The 14645-nt window shown below is 47.3% G+C and carries 14 protein-coding genes; 1 reads left to right on the forward strand and 13 read right to left on the reverse strand.

Annotated features, from left to right (window positions below; all coding sequences use genetic code 11):
- Positions 1–3: 3 nt before the first annotated feature.
- The 9 genes from MHH25_RS24120 to MHH25_RS24160 all read right to left on the reverse strand — a co-directional run bounded on the left by MHH25_RS24120 (position 4) and on the right by MHH25_RS24160 (position 10307).
- Entirely contained in the window at positions 4–1698 is a 1695-nt protein-coding gene (locus MHH25_RS24120; RefSeq protein WP_340018344.1) for a methyl-accepting chemotaxis protein, read from the reverse strand.
- Between the two features lie 335 nt (positions 1699–2033).
- Positions 2034–2897: an STM4011 family radical SAM protein gene (locus tag MHH25_RS24125; protein WP_340018345.1), complete on the reverse strand. Its 864-nt coding sequence runs from the start codon at positions 2895–2897 to the stop codon at positions 2034–2036.
- Positions 2894–4225, reverse strand: a complete 1332-nt coding sequence (locus MHH25_RS24130) for an STM4012 family radical SAM protein (RefSeq protein ID WP_340020544.1) — start codon at positions 4223–4225, stop codon at positions 2894–2896. Before MHH25_RS24130 ends, MHH25_RS24125 begins: the two co-directional genes overlap by 4 nt.
- 104 nt (positions 4226–4329) lie before the next feature.
- Complete coding sequence (locus MHH25_RS24135) at positions 4330–5115, reverse strand: STM4013/SEN3800 family hydrolase (RefSeq protein WP_036605877.1); 786 nt, start codon at positions 5113–5115, stop codon at positions 4330–4332.
- Positions 5108–6355: an STM4014 family protein gene (locus MHH25_RS24140; protein WP_340018346.1), complete on the reverse strand. Its 1248-nt coding sequence runs from the start codon at positions 6353–6355 to the stop codon at positions 5108–5110. Before MHH25_RS24140 ends, MHH25_RS24135 begins: the two co-directional genes overlap by 8 nt.
- Before the next feature lie 21 nt (positions 6356–6376).
- Complete coding sequence (locus tag MHH25_RS24145; RefSeq protein WP_211084587.1) at positions 6377–7219, reverse strand: STM4015 family protein; 843 nt, start codon at positions 7217–7219, stop codon at positions 6377–6379.
- Positions 7220–7569: 350 nt separating this feature from the next.
- Positions 7570–8193, reverse strand: a complete 624-nt coding sequence (locus tag MHH25_RS24150; protein ID WP_340018347.1) for an XTP/dITP diphosphatase — start codon at positions 8191–8193, stop codon at positions 7570–7572.
- Between the two features lies 1 nt (position 8194).
- On the reverse strand, positions 8195–8950 hold the full coding sequence (gene rph, locus MHH25_RS24155) for a ribonuclease PH (protein ID WP_017692572.1): 756 nt from the start codon (positions 8948–8950) through the stop codon (positions 8195–8197).
- Positions 8951–9251: 301 nt separating this feature from the next.
- Positions 9252–10307: a GerMN domain-containing protein gene (locus MHH25_RS24160; RefSeq protein ID WP_047841205.1), complete on the reverse strand. Its 1056-nt coding sequence runs from the start codon at positions 10305–10307 to the stop codon at positions 9252–9254.
- A 271-nt stretch (positions 10308–10578) separates the two neighbouring features.
- Between MHH25_RS24160 and MHH25_RS24165 the strand changes: the two genes are divergently transcribed.
- Positions 10579–11145, forward strand: coding sequence for a phosphatidylglycerophosphatase A (locus MHH25_RS24165; RefSeq protein WP_017692570.1), 567 nt, complete (start codon positions 10579–10581; stop codon positions 11143–11145).
- A 160-nt stretch (positions 11146–11305) separates the two neighbouring features.
- On the opposite strand, the gene MHH25_RS24170 is transcribed toward MHH25_RS24165, so the two are convergent.
- The 4 genes from MHH25_RS24170 to MHH25_RS24185 form a co-directional block, all read right to left on the reverse strand.
- Positions 11306–11959, reverse strand: coding sequence for a ferric reductase-like transmembrane domain-containing protein (locus MHH25_RS24170; protein ID WP_340018348.1), 654 nt, complete (start codon positions 11957–11959; stop codon positions 11306–11308).
- A gap of 31 nt (positions 11960–11990) precedes the next feature.
- Positions 11991–13034 carry an FAD:protein FMN transferase gene (locus MHH25_RS24175; protein WP_340018349.1) on the reverse strand — a complete coding sequence of 348 codons (1044 nt, stop codon included), beginning with the start codon at positions 13032–13034 and terminating at the stop codon, positions 11991–11993.
- On the reverse strand, positions 13031–13447 hold the full coding sequence (locus MHH25_RS24180) for a hypothetical protein (protein ID WP_036605873.1): 417 nt from the start codon (positions 13445–13447) through the stop codon (positions 13031–13033). Before MHH25_RS24180 ends, MHH25_RS24175 begins: the two co-directional genes overlap by 4 nt.
- A gap of 198 nt (positions 13448–13645) precedes the next feature.
- Positions 13646–14629: an MBL fold metallo-hydrolase gene (locus MHH25_RS24185; RefSeq protein WP_340018350.1), complete on the reverse strand. Its 984-nt coding sequence runs from the start codon at positions 14627–14629 to the stop codon at positions 13646–13648.
- Positions 14630–14645: the final 16 nt, after the last annotated feature.

The following is a 14645-nucleotide window of genomic DNA, read 5'->3' on the forward strand; positions in this document are numbered from 1 at the left end:
TGATTACACTTTAAATCTACTAACGGACTCCTGTAACTCTTCCGCCATAGAGGAAAGGTCATTAGCCGCCGAAGCGATTTCCTGCATGGCAGACAGTTGTTCCTCGGACGTTGCACTAACTTCCTCTGTTCCGGCAGCCGCATTCTCTGTTACTTCCATGATGGTTTTCATCGACACATTGATCTGCTCCACGCCCGCCGCCATTTGTTCAATGGATGCAGATACCTCCTGAGTCTGACCAGCGACATTGCTGACAGCTTCACGAATCTCCTCAAAAGTACCTCCTGCTTTACGGACAAGTTCTATGCCTTCCTGAACCTCAGCGTTTACTTCTACCATGGATTGTGATGCATTATTCATGCCATTGCGTATAGCAGCTACGAGTACACTGATCTGTTCCGCTGATTTCGCAGATTGATCAGACAGCTTGCGCACCTCAGTAGCAACCACCTCGAATCCACGACCATGCTCACCTGCTCTTGCAGCTTCAATAGCCGCATTAAGAGACAGCAGATTCGTTTGTGCCGATATTTCGGAGATACTTTCAACCATAGATCCAATCTCATCTGAATGATTTCCCAGTTCTTCAATAACCGTAGCGAGTACATGTACAGTGTGATGAATGGAGTTCATCTGCTCAACAGCCGATTGAACCGCATCATTACCAGATATGGTTTTCGCTGACGCATTCGTTGCTTCATCCGACATATTTTGTGTATTCACTGTCATCTGCTGAAAGCCTGTGGACAATTCATTAATCGTATGAAACCCGTCTCCAACCATACTCACTTGCGTATCCATACCCGTAGCAATCTCTTCCATCGTTGTAGCTACCTGTTCGGTCGCTGTCGCCGTTTGCTCTGTACTTGCCGTTAACTCCTCAGAAGAAGCAGCTACCCGATCTGCATTATGACCCACCTGATGGATTAAATGACGCAAGTTATCCATCATCTTGTTGAAGGATTCCGCCAGTTCTCCGATCTCATCCCGATTACGAACAACAATCGCCTCACCCGTCAGGTCTCCATCAGCAATTCGGCTTGCAGCCTTTGCCACATGTGCAACTGGTTTGGATATGATTCTCCCCATGCTCAATGCAATTACCACGCCTAAAACGATCGAGATGATACCAATGATCATGATTAAACGAAGTACTTTTTGAATGAGTTGATTGGCATTTACAATGCCAGTGTCCAATGAATTTTGCTGATGTTGTTCCATGGCAGTTACCGTTTCTTCAAATCCGGATATGATCGTTGGACCTGTATCTAACAGCATCCTTGTGATCTCGCTAGTTCTGCCTTGTTTTTTCAATTCAATGACACTCTGTCCAAAGGCATAATATTCCTCCGCACTGCGGTCTGAACGATCCAGAAAATCAATCATCATTGGGGTTTGAATCCCTGATCTTAATTCTTCGCTTGTTTTACGATAATCTTCATAAAAAGACTTGAATTGTTGCTCGCTTTGATCATTCTCTTCCGTCACAAAATTCCGTAAAGCAACCTGCTGGGATTTCACATCGATGATCATGTTTTTAATAGTGAGCAGTTTCGCGGTACGCTCCCGGATTAAATCCGTAAACGTTTTCTCAACCGAGATAAACTGAGTATATGAGATGACTACAACGGCTACCAATAAAAGAAGTACAGAACCAAAACCTAAAAGCAATTTCCTACTAATGGATACTCTTTTCATTTCATTTCCCCCATACGTTTCAATGTATTTCAATCATGAATTATGTAGTCAATCTGAATGCTAAAATCTCCCCTCCTTATTACTTCAAATAAAAATGGATAAATATGAGACTACTTAAAATAGGTTAGCATATTTGCGCATTCAAATATAGGTCTATAGTATCTACCTATACTATTATTTAGGTTTTTATGCACATCTAACCGACAATATACTACATCTCTTTTATCCTAAATTACACATTTTGAATCGTTAGACCAAAATAAAAAAAAAGACTTTACCCAGCAGTACTTACTGGTGTAAAGTCTTTATCAATTTCAGCGCATTTCAATTCAAAGTTAACGATTGATCAATACCGGATTACGTTCAAGCAGCCCGCTGCCAAACGTTTCTCTGAACGGGGAATCCTCCATATGGATATAACCGATGTAACAGCCACATTTTTTCATGCGACAAGGCCGATCCTCAGACAAAGCCTGCAAACCATCGCGATATAGATGCCCAATAATTCGTCGATCCTTGTAACACCGCTTCACATGCCCGGACCCCTGTACATAAAATACTTCCGAACCGGCAGCACATCGTTTGCCCAAGCTCTCATAATCCTGCAGATTACCTTCAAAAAGCGGATCAAGCCCACGTAAAAACTGAATCTCTTCCGGCGTGTAATACTTGGGCCGATCTTTGAAGGCATTGACCCACATATACACATCATCCGGCAAAGCCTGTCTCATGGACTCGATTGCGGGGAAAGCACTACGGAGTCCGACAGTACCGACACTAAAAGCAAGTCCCATCTGACGCAAGGTCAGACATTGTTTCACAAAAGAAGCCTCTTTTGTCTCACGAGGATGATACGTCGCCCAAAAGGCTGCTTTATTCGCATCCAACTCCCTCGCCCATTCCAGCTTGACGGACAGGTTGGTTTGAATTGCAACTTTATCCACATGTGGCATATGTGACAGCTCAACCATCGCTTCCCGGTACCAACGACGCACCAAAGCTTCACCGTAGGGATTGAAGAAAATCGAAAATTGATGCCCGGCACTCTCTTGCTCCCTGACCCAAATCACAAATTGACGCAATTGTTGTTCATCCACCTCCAACGTCTCTTTGGAATCCACGGTTTTGCTAAACGGGCAGTATGGACAGTCGTAATTACAGGAAGACAACTTCCCCCGATAATACAAAGTCGCTCTCATGAGAAAACAAACCCTTCCATCTGTTCACGGATTTCGGCAGATATAAGCCAATCTCCAATCGCATCGGAGTAGCCCAGTCCTTCTTCTGTCAGACGCAGCACCTGCTTGCCCTCATCACTCTCCAACTCCGCCATGCCCTCTGTCAACAGTTCTGCCAACCAGACATAGTCGGACATCACATCGGTACCAAAGCGCTGTTGGTAGTCAGACAGTGTCAATCCCTCCCGATGCAGCAAGGCTTTCAGAATAAAGCGACGTCTCTGTTCCTCACGGCTTAACACGATGCCATAGTCCGCCACATCGTAGCGCTCGGTCGCCACGTAGTCGGCAATGATGCTCTGCGTCGCCTTGTAACTCACGCCATACTTGGAAGCATAATGTACTTCACTTGTATAAGAGCGTGCGCCACATCCCAGACCAACCATGCCCTCCTCCTGACAACTATAAGGCAGAAGCACTTTGGAGGACGACTGTTCTTTGGCAAATCTGCGCATCGAATATTGAACATAACCTTTACTTTTCAAAGTCTCACGTGCAGCTTTATACAGTTCCATCCGTATGTCCGGTCCCTGACGGCGAATATCATCAGGCTTCACGATTGTATTTTCCCGTGTATACAGGGGATAGATAAAAATTTCGCCTGGTTCGTAGGTCAGAACTCTTTCCAATGAATAGATCCACGATTCCACCGTTTGACCCGGCAGACCATAGATCAGATCCAGATTTAACAATGGGAAATCATACCGAGTAAGCTTCTCAAGCGCTCGTTCGACCTCCTGCGGTTTTTGTGGACGATAGATGGCAGATGCTTCAGCTTCAATAAAACTCTGGATGCCCATACTAATACGATCCACACTTCGTTCCTTCATGATGGCCAGCTTGGCTTCCGTAACGGTATCCGGCGACGTTTCCACCGAAATCGATGCTTGCGCAGGGTCCAGCCCCATCACATGTTCAGCAATATCAAACAGACGATTCAACTGAACCTCATTTAATAATGTAGGCGTTCCCCCACCAATCGCGAACCGCGAATACGGTCTTCGAGATGTAATAGGTGCCCACTGCTTCGCCTGACGTTCCAGCGCATCTACATAGCGTTCATGCGTATCTTCCCGTCGATCCGGCAGTGTGAACAGATTACAGAATCCGCAACGAGCAGCACAAAAGGGAATATGCATATATAAAAAATACGTATCGGTATTCTCTCGTTCCCACAGTGACTCCAGCTGCAACGGTGGGTCCAGCTCACGATATGCGGTCTTGTGCGGATAAGAGTATAAGTAAGAACGATAGGGGAATGCCAGTACTTCACTGAGACCTGTAGTCATATTGGATCCGGACTGTGTGGAATGGCCTGTTGTCGTATGTTGTGATTGTTTCTCCATCGGTTTCCTCCTGTCTCCGGTTGTTGTCCTCATAAGATCAATACATTCTATACTAAAAATTCACGGTAAGGCACCGTCCAGACGACATCATGCGCAAGCCGGTGTCCTTGATACCCGTCTTCACCGTAAGCTGTACCATGATCGGAAAAAGCCAGGCAATACGCAGGCCGGGCGCGTTTCCTCATCGCCTCGAACAATGGTCCAAGAGCCTCATCTACATATCGAAGTGCAGCACGTTGAGTCTCCACCGAGTCCTCCTTCGCTCCTTCTACAAAGTAACGATTGGGTCCATGAATGGCAGACACGTTCAAAAACATAAATATCTTTTCATCCGGCGCTGTCTGTTCAAGTAACTTTAATGCATGCTGTACCTGATGCTCTGTTGATTTGGGGTTGGTTACCCCAAAGTTCATTCTCCAGTAGCTGTGTTGGAAATAGCCAGGCAATACTTTCGCAAGCGGGTTTTTTTTCGTAAAAAAGATGACGCCGCCAATACAGATGGTACGGTAACCTTCAGCTGCGAACCCGGATACGATATCCGGTGTATCAAACAGCCAGGTGTGCGGATGTGTTTTGAGCCCAGTATTTCGGGAATGAAATAGCCTTACATGAGATGCCTTATCTGTATTGGCAGGAGTCGGCATAAAACCACCAAAAAAAGCATGGTGTGCCGCATATGTAAAACTGCCTGGGGTATGACGCTTCTCCCACGGACCCGAACCACACAGATTAGGACAATTCTCCTCTTCCAGCTTGGCTACGTCATAGCGTAGCGTATCCAGCGTAATCATTAACAGATCATGGGAGCCCACAATGGTGTTCATATCAGGCATGTTGAATAGGCTCCTTTCGTAAAAGTTCCATTTCCCACTCATAGGTTCCGAGGCCATGATGCTCAACCCTGTATAACAGATCTCCAAATGGATTCACATCCAGCACATAGGCACGCGGATTCGAACCACTAGTAAGCATCACATCAATCCCGGCTGACCACGAGTTGGGAAATGCAGACATGGCTGCTTGCGCTGCCGACCGTATCAGCGACATCCGCTGTTCATCCAGGCCTGCTTCAGCAGGCAGCATACGTTCATTACGCAGATGCAGATTGGTAATTGGCGTATGGCTCAACCGCATAATCGCATGACCTGCCTGTCCACCTGCAACCAGTTGGCGAATATCATAGGCTCGCTGATCAAGCGTGGCTTTGGGCATCCATCGTTCAATCTGTGCACCTTCTACACATAACCAGTTCATCAGCGTAGCAATCTCTTCACTGCGGGTATACTTGCGTAGACGTCCTTCATTGAAGAAAATCGTCTTGCCCCGCGACTGTTCCATTCCCATCGTTGTTACAGCAATTTCATCACCCGTTCGGGGATTGACTTGATAGGCAACAACTCCTGAAGCCCCGGAGCCGTACGCAAGCTTCACAAACACACGATGCATCTCGGCAGACTTCATTGAGCTACGCAGGTCCATATAATCGCGGATTGGCTGCGAAAATTGCAGCGCCGGAGGTACATCAACTCCATGTGAAGATAGATGTTGCTGACAAGTTCTCTTGTCAAACATCAATTGGATATCGGCGGGATCATTCATGAATCGGACTTCAGACCATATCTCCCGAGACTCACGGCCGATTCGATCCAAACATGCTTTCCAGCCACGAAACCACTGGGCGGGAGCGTAGATTCTTCCCCACTCCTGTTCCAGCGCAAGTGCCTGTTCTGCGGAAAATGCTTCTGTACCCATCCCAGCCGTTAATGTTGACGAATCATTCATAGCTCCAAGGAACAGTAGTTCACGCTCCACGTCCCAATCCTCACCAGGAGCATCAATCCGAATCAGGGGTACAGGCAGATTGAAATCTACTGTATCAGCGATGGTTCGTCCGTGTCTCCAATTCTGCAGCAATTGAGCATATGGCAGTACAACCGCAGGTTTCAGACCCAATCTATGCCTAGCCTCTTGTAGCCCTTGTGTTCGTCGGTTATCAGGGTTTCCGATCAATAAAAAGGGCTGATCTTGTGTTAGACCATGCACATCTATTGGCTGGTGCAGGCTTTCATTCATTTCCTTTACACCTGACATCGACTATTCCGTTAACGATGGATAGCGCCAGTCATCCTCATCACTCTGTTGCTGGTCGCTAACATCTACAGATATACCCGATCGGTTCCAGCGACTGATCATTTCATTGGTCATGTAATGGTAACTTAAATCAAGATGTTTCAGTTTCTTTATTTTGTCACTGGCAAGTAACGCTTCAGCCCCTTCATCGGACAACGTTCCTTGCGATAGATCCAGTACTTCAAGTTGATCCAGAATAGGTGCTTCAGCTGCTGCTTTGGCAATCTCATCCTGAATTTCACTGTCTTTCAGACCCAAGTAAACCAGCTTTGGAAACAATCCTTTTTCTAGCAAAGGAAGCACATCTTCAAGTGATCCATTGAAACCATAATTATCCACACCCAGGTACAGTTCCAGTTTACGCAATTCAGGCAACTTGGCATGGGTGATTGAAGATAACACTTCTTTCGGGAGACCACCACATATAATAATCAATTCTTCAAGCTTGGCATGCTGGAGTGGTTCCAGACTGAGGCCGCTACTGCCCATTACAGAAAATGATTTTAATTCTGGAAAGGCACCTAACAGTGGTGTGAGATTTGTCTGGATAATCCACGATACTTCACATTCTTCGAATCCCATATCTCCAATAAACAGTTTCTTCAATGACGGAAAGCTTGGAGCAGACTCGACAAGTGTACCTATGAACTCGTCAGGCGAATTTTCATAAGCCTGTCCCCAATCTCCGATGACCAGACTTTCCAATGAGCTAGCCTCCGGTTTAGCTGCCAGTTCCTTAATTAATTTTTCCATACGAATGCCGTCCTCATAATCATCGTAAGATACAACAAGCTTCACTTCTTGCATGAGTAGATCCCTCCGTTTAAGGTTCATATGTGATTCGTTAGTTTGAATGTTAACCCATACCACACAAGGCTTGCAACTTCTTCCAACTCCAGTCCCAATGAGATTCCCAATCGTGCAATGTAAACCATTCCTCATGTAGGTACAAGAACGTACGTTCTGATGTATAGTCGCAGAAATATCTATCTTCAATTAGGTATATGGATGGACCCTCACCAAACCCGATCAAACACTTCAATTCATAGAAAAAGCGTTAATGGCGGATGAAGCATCCCATCGGAATGCTTCTGTCCTTCCATTAACGCTTTGATGTTCACATATCATGAAGTTAAATCAAGATGTTTCGTTTAGTCTCAGCCTTCAAGTCTGGATACAAGCGCTCTCAGCGCGTGACCACGGTGGCTAATCGCCTGTTTTTGCTCAAGCGTCAGCTCTGCCATCGTCATCTCGTATTCAGGTACATAGAAGAGTGGGTCATATCCAAAACCGCCAGCACCTGCAGCTTGAGCCGTAATCCAGCCTTCCGCAGTGCCTTCTGATTCATACTTATCACCTGTTGTCGGATCGTACAGGACCAGCGCACAAACGAAACGAGCCGGACTTAGTAGCGGCTGCTCGGTGTCCTCACCGGATTTCAACGATTCCAGCGTCTCCAGCAACTTCCCATTATTCTGTGCATCCGTTGCTCCTTCGCCTGCATATCTCGCTGAATATACCCCTGGCTCACCATCCAACAGGTCTACACATAAACCTGAATCATCTGCCAGAACGGGCAAACCAAGCGCATCACCAACCGCTTTGGCTTTCTTCCAGGCATTCTCCGCAAACGTTACGCCATCTTCTACCACATCCGGCAGCTCCGGATAGTCAAACATGCTCTTAACCTCTTTGCCAAGCGGTGCGAAAGCATGAGCGAATTCACGGACTTTCCCCGCATTGCGGGTTGCAACAATGAGGATTGGGCTGTCCAAACTCATCTTAGGCTTCCCCTAATCCACGCGCGCCGATCTTGAGCGCAATCGGTCCAAGCACTTCTTTTTGACGCTCAATCATCTCCAAAATCCCCTGCTCGCCCAGTTCCAACATGGCGTTCAGCTCACGGCGATCAAATGGTGCTTCCTCACCTGTTCCCTGAAGCTCGACGTATTTACCGCCACCTGTCATCACCAGATTCATGTCTACCTTGGCTTTGGAATCTTCATCATAGTTCAGATCCAGTACAGGCTGTTCACCCACAACACCCACACTTACTGCGGCAATGAAATCCGTAATCGGGAACACTTGCAGTTTGTGCTGTTGGGAGATCTTGTTCACGGCAAGCGCCAGCGCTACAAACGCACCAGTAATGGACGTTGTGCGTGTGCCTCCGTCAGCTTGAATAACATCACAGTCCAAGGTAATCGTACGCTCACCAAGAGCCTGCAGATTAACTACCGAGCGCAGTGCCCGACCAATCAGGCGCTGGATTTCCATGGTGCGTCCAGTTAATTTGCCACGATTGGCTTCACGTTGGTTCCGGGTATGTGTTGCACGTGGCAACATGGAATATTCCGCTGTTACCCAGCCTTTACCCTGCCCTTTCATAAAGGGTGGTACACGTTCCTCTACTGTAGCTGTACAGATCACCTTTGTATCTCCAACTTCAATCAGTACAGAGCCCTCGGCGTATTTATTCGTGTTCACTGTTAAATTCAGCGGGCGCAGCTGTTCGCTGGTTCGTCCGTTTGATCTCATATTTTCTGCCTCCTACGACTTAAGCATCCTGTAATGTTGAACTTATTCACACTTTTAGAGATTGTTCAAAAAGCTCGCTTTTGATTACGAAAAATGCCTTAAGGCATCATCAGCATCGAATATGGAATTCAGCCGAAATGTCCGTTGCTCACGTAGTTTGCCTACGCTCCGCTACTCCATTTCTAGCTTCATCCCATCTTCTCGGTACTGAAAACCGATCTTTTTGAACACGTATTTTTACTAATCCCTTATATTTTACCAAAGAGTTCGGTTAAAAGCATCCTTAAGCATTCCTTGCTCATTAAATCGGAATTTCGTTGATATATTCAGGCTTGGAAACCGGCGCACTGTAATCCCTGTTGTCGTCACCCATGACTGTTTTTTGGCCATTCCATTCGATCTGTACTTTGGCATCCTTGCTGGCTGTGTTCTCCGCAGTGGTTAATACGACAGATTGTAACAGCTCGCTTGGCACGATATCCCCTTCGGCAAACATATCATCTTTCAAGGCAACCGTGACCGTGCCATCCTCTGCCGTTTTGACCGATTGTAGCTCCGTTCCGCCTGTCATGACCTCTTCCAGTTCTCCACCTTTGTCAGGTCCTTTGATGAGTTCGTTCAATGCTGCCTGCACGCGATCTTCACCAGGTGTAACCAGACGTGTCACCGGAACATAATATTGGATGCCTGCTGGCGAAGCAGCGGAGAAATAGACCGTGACCGGGCTGCTATTCGTCACAAACGTATCACCCAGATCCAGATTAATTCCCACAGCCCGATTCAGCGGTTCAGGCAACGGCGTACTGTTCACAGGCATTTGTGTTAACTTTTTGCCATCCACCCAGATCTGCACATTCTCCACATCAGGTGTTCCCGTCAATGTCCACGTGACAGCTTCTAGCATTTTCCGTTCTTCCTTCGCATCATACTTGGCAAAATTACCCGAGAACTCAACAACCGCCAGCTTGTCATCCGCGTGAATCGTTACATTCTGCACAACCGTTCCCTGCGGGAGAACGCCCTGGAATCCTTCAGGTAGCATACCCGCGTAGGCCCCACCTGTGACAAGTGTATCCAGAGCTGTCTTTGGACTGCTTGCGTCTGTTCCAGAAGGAAGTGTCAGGGATACCGGAGCGAGCAGCCCCTGCTGGTCTTGCAGATATACCGTCGTTAACGGGAGCATTGCGAGTGCTCCATTCCCTTCGGCCGCTTGAATCATGGCTGCTTCCTGGATGGGCGGTGGTGGATCAACAGCTTCGGAAGACTGTGCTCCAAACATGCCGCAGCCTGACAATACCATAGGAATACTCAGCAGCGCTGCTGCCGATACCGTACGCAAAGAATGGATCTTTCTCATGATCACGTTCCCCCTCATCATTTTTACAGTTTGTACTACCATGTATACGAGCCTTTGTCCAAAAAATAACTAAAAGATAATAAGAAAAATGTCTATCAACGCACTTTCACGGAAGACAGACCGTGTTTAGCTGAAATTTCCATGTGTTAATCGAATTGTTCAACTTCACTGAAACTTATAATTTTATTATCTTAAAGAAACGTAAACCAGGTTAATAACGTATTAGGAAGCAAGAGTAGGGACATTGCTAACTTCAGAGGAGGAATCGCCCATGGAACATCCTGAGCAAGAAAAAATCCCTTACAGCCTGAATAGCCGCAAGGTGGCGGAGGCCACAAGGGAATGGCTGCATAAGCGGGGCGTCACGATCCCTGAGATCGCAGAACTGGTCATGTTATTGCAGCAAAAATATTATCCAGGTCTTACGATGGAAGAATGTATCGAAAATGTGGAGATGGTTCTCCGTAAACGTGAGGTACAGAATGCTGTTCTGACCGGGATTCAGCTTGATATTCTGGCAGAACAGGGGCAGCTCATATCTCCTTTGCAGGAGATGATTGAGAACGATGAAGGACTGTATGGCGTGGATGAGATTTTGGCATTCTCCATCGTCAATGTATATGGCAGTATTGGATTTACGAATTATGGTTATGTGGACAAGCTAAAACCAGGGGTGCTTGAACGACTGAATGACAAGAGCCTGGGCCCTGTCCACACGTTCTTTGATGATATTGTCGGTGCTATTGCATCAGCAGCGAGCAGTCGGATCGCCCATCGCAAACAATCCGAGCTTGAAGAAGCACTGGGAGAAAAACCTGTTAGTGATGACGCTGTATAATGCGTAACTCGTTTCATATCTGAGGTCATGTGGAACATTGGACATGTGTATGGATGCTTCGTGAAATGACTGTTCAATAAAATAACTGTTCATGGAAAAAGCGGCCTGATGGCCGCTTTTTTGCATGTGTAACGATACATATTGGATAATCCACATGTTATTATTTCAGATGTTTAGGTCGTACCGTTCCCACCAAACCAAAACCTTCAACCCAATTCTGCTCGGAAGGTGAACCAGATGTTGCACGTTTCGGTCCAATCGTGATTTCCGGGCCTTTACGTTCTCTCAACATGCCACGCAAAACCGTGATACCGAGAATGCTCAGTCCGGTAAATACATATATCATCCGCATGATGATGTTGCCAGAATCCGTTCCGGTAACCATGCCGTGAACCAGCAGACCAATGAACACCGGATAGGACAACATGTGGAACATGAACCACCATTTACGGCCCAGCTTGTTCCGCAGATCACTGGATAACAGGACAATCACTAATCCGTAGAAGGCTAACGTTCCCAGACCACTGCTGATCGGATGTACGGAGGCGGTAAAAGGAATCAGAAGTTCTCCCCAGGTAAATGGGCTGTAATGATCAATATATAACGTTAATGCGTGCACGAGTCCAAGTCCGAAGGCGAGCCAGGTCGTTCGGGTATGCCATTTGAACATGGCTGCTTTTGGTTTGCCTTTGGCCATAGGCATCCCTTGCGCAATACCCAGAAACACACCGGCAAAGAGCAACACATAAGCAGCAATTCCACTAATTCGAATGATATTCCACGTTGGCAGGTAATCTACAATCCATTGTGCCATAACCGGCTCCCCCATATCTGTTAGACTTGTCCTAGATCAGACTGAAGCGATGATCCGGATCAAAACCGGGCCAATGCTCAGCAAGCGTATCCGTATTCCCTCTAAAATAAATACTCCCATCCCGTGTCATCCACAGGACGTCATGCCGATCGTAATGTCGGTTTAACCAGCCCACCGCCTCGGCACTCCCCAGAATGCATACCGTCTTGGCAATGATCTCGCATTGCGAAGCATGCTGTCCCAGAACGGTACACTGCAATACGTCCGTATCTGCCGGCTCCATCGTCCGGGGGTCAATGAGGTGGTGTGCAAAGCTTCCATCCGTATTCTGCCATTGTCTGCGGGAAATACCCGAAGTGGCAACAGCTCCTCGCTGTAAACGGATCGCTCCCGACATAGCACCCTGATTCTGCAAAGGATCTGCTACTTGCAAGGTCCATTGGGAATGGTCTGGTGAACCCCATACTTGAATATCTCCACCCGCGTTAATCAACCCCGCTGGAATACGCAATGTTCGCTGCAACCAGTCTGCGATACGCTCTACTGCCCAGCCCTTAACAATGCCTCCTAGGTCCAACTCAGCTCCGGGGTCCAGATGAACCATCCGGCTACCTTCCCGCTGAATCCAGCTCGGACGGCTGTGGTCATATCGATCTTCCATCCCTCCTGATGATTCAGGTGTTCTCGTTCGCAATACACGTTCAATTAATGGACGTTTCAATTGTCGTTGCTGCACCTTCTCGAAGCTTAGATCATATCCCGAAGCCTGAAGAGCCTGCGAGATACCCGGTTGAAAAATCCCTTCGGTCAGGCCAATATATCCATAGGCCAAACTCAAAACTTCATCCATCGCAGCGGAGATGGACATCCATCCGGTTGAAGCATTCAAACGATTCAGTTCACTGTCTGCAACAAATCGGCTGAAGCGCTGCTCCTGCGTCTCAAACCAATTCTTCACCACGGTTGCTGCATGTTCAGCTTCTTCCCGCCCAGCGGACAGTTGTACTTCAACATCCGTGTTCATCGCACGGAATTGAAATCGGAGCGGACGAGCAACTTGCTCCGTGCGGCTCATGATGCACCTGTACGTGACTGATAGTTGCCACTGCTGTATCCGGAGTCTGTACCCTGGTTATTTTGCCCGATACGCTGAGAATCTGAATAATTCCCCTCGTTACTCGAGCTCTGATCTGGCCGAGCTGCTTGTGTGCTATCGGATGTTCCATTATATTGACTATCATTATTGTCATTGTCCTGCGTGTTCCAGTTGTTGCTGTCCGTTGTACTGTTGATCCATTCATCCATCACATCATCATGCGTATCCACTTGGCTTGAAGCAGTAACGCTTGTATCTGTGCCATTTGCTGCTGCATAGGCCACATCAAAGGCATCCGAAGTTCTTACATATTGAAAAAGTGCAGCCACAGTCAACGTTGCTGCCGCTGAAGCTTGCCATTTTCTCCATTGATTCCGTTTTCTTCTGGTCATCGCTCTTCCCTGCTTTCTTTAGGGTGTGTCTCAAGACATGCCCTAGCGAAGTTCATAGATGTATCATAGGCGCGCTGGCTTAAAAATAGATGAATGAACCGTTAAGAGAGGCTAAAAAGGCCCAGAACAGGTGAATTTCCTGTCCCGAGCCTCTATATAAGATCGTATTATCATTTCATATCGATATCATCATTCCGTTTAGATTTGAAAATAGAACGTGCCATCCGGTTGCTGCTCTTGCTTCACTAGTTCGCGTCGAATTAACTCCTGCAAATGGGCTAACGTCTCACTCATGGCAAACCGCAGTTGATGGGTACCCAGCCGATTGCCAAACATGTGCACACAGATGTCATAAGCATTCGCCGGTGACTCCTGAATTCGCTCCGTCATCTTCTGAAGACGTTCCTCGTGATGAGCCAGCAATTGAACTGTCCGTTCGTTGAACTGGGCAAAAGGATTCCGATGCCCCGGATACGCCTGCTTGACATTCAGCTCCCCAAGACGTTGCAATCCTTCCATATAAGACAATAATGGCTGAGGGTCACTGCCGGGTTGCAGACTGATATTCGGTGAAATCTGTGGCAAAACTGCATCTCCGCACAGAATCTCCATGGACTCCGGCGCATAAAAGGATAAATGGCCTGGGGCATGTCCCCCCGTCTCCACAGCAACCCAACGTTTCCCGCCCATATTAAGCCACTCGCCATCTTCAATGGGTGTGACATTCGGAAGTGGAGTGATCTGCGAAGTAAATGCCTTCATATGTTCATGTATCTGCTCAGTCTTGTCTTCCGGCATTCCGTGGCTTCCATAATAATCAGGTAATAATGTATTAATACGTGAATCAGGTCCCCACATATAATCAGCCTCTTGGCAGGAGCGTGTGGACATTCGAACGGGTGCCCCCGTCATCTGTTGCATCCAACCCGACAACCCAAGATGATCGGGGTGATGGTGGGTCAGTACAATCTGACGAATATCGCTAAAGGTCAGGCCAAGATCTGCCAGCGCTTCACTCCACTCCTGTTCTGTTTCCGAATTACGCGGTCCCGGATCTATAATAGTTATCTTCCCATCCGATTCTGATAACACATAACTGTTCACCCATCGTAAGGGAAACGACATGCTGATCTTAACCCGGTGTATACCCTCTGTCATGGGCATCTCTTCTGTGCGCTTCATGTTATCCCCCTTCCAG

The sequence above is a fragment of the Paenibacillus sp. FSL H3-0457 genome, assembly GCF_037981725.1.
GTDB lineage: Bacteria > Bacillota > Bacilli > Paenibacillales > Paenibacillaceae > Paenibacillus > Paenibacillus amylolyticus.

What these genes read in the sequence shown, in the direction of transcription:
- MHH25_RS24120 (WP_340018344.1), bottom strand. Translation starts at nt 1,698, where the DNA reads ATGAAAAGAGTATCCATTAGTAGGAAATTGCTTTTAGGTTTTGGTTCT.
- MHH25_RS24125 (WP_340018345.1), bottom strand. Translation starts at nt 2,897, where the DNA reads ATGAGAGCGACTTTGTATTATCGGGGGAAGTTGTCTTCCTGTAATTAC.
- MHH25_RS24130 (WP_340020544.1), bottom strand. Translation starts at nt 4,225, where the DNA reads ATGACTACAGGTCTCAGTGAAGTACTGGCATTCCCCTATCGTTCTTAC.
- MHH25_RS24135 (WP_036605877.1), bottom strand. Translation starts at nt 5,115, where the DNA reads ATGCCTGATATGAACACCATTGTGGGCTCCCATGATCTGTTAATGATT.
- MHH25_RS24140 (WP_340018346.1), bottom strand. Translation starts at nt 6,355, where the DNA reads ATGAATGAAAGCCTGCACCAGCCAATAGATGTGCATGGTCTAACACAA.
- MHH25_RS24145 (WP_211084587.1), bottom strand. Translation starts at nt 7,219, where the DNA reads ATGCAAGAAGTGAAGCTTGTTGTATCTTACGATGATTATGAGGACGGC.
- MHH25_RS24150 (WP_340018347.1), bottom strand. Translation starts at nt 8,193, where the DNA reads ATGAGTTTGGACAGCCCAATCCTCATTGTTGCAACCCGCAATGCGGGG.
- rph (WP_017692572.1), bottom strand. Translation starts at nt 8,950, where the DNA reads ATGAGATCAAACGGACGAACCAGCGAACAGCTGCGCCCGCTGAATTTA.
- MHH25_RS24160 (WP_047841205.1), bottom strand. Translation starts at nt 10,307, where the DNA reads ATGAGAAAGATCCATTCTTTGCGTACGGTATCGGCAGCAGCGCTGCTG.
- MHH25_RS24165 (WP_017692570.1), top strand. Translation starts at nt 10,579, where the DNA reads ATGGAACATCCTGAGCAAGAAAAAATCCCTTACAGCCTGAATAGCCGC.
- MHH25_RS24170 (WP_340018348.1), bottom strand. Translation starts at nt 11,959, where the DNA reads ATGGCACAATGGATTGTAGATTACCTGCCAACGTGGAATATCATTCGA.
- MHH25_RS24175 (WP_340018349.1), bottom strand. Translation starts at nt 13,034, where the DNA reads ATGAGCCGCACGGAGCAAGTTGCTCGTCCGCTCCGATTTCAATTCCGT.
- MHH25_RS24180 (WP_036605873.1), bottom strand. Translation starts at nt 13,447, where the DNA reads ATGACCAGAAGAAAACGGAATCAATGGAGAAAATGGCAAGCTTCAGCG.
- MHH25_RS24185 (WP_340018350.1), bottom strand. Translation starts at nt 14,629, where the DNA reads ATGAAGCGCACAGAAGAGATGCCCATGACAGAGGGTATACACCGGGTT.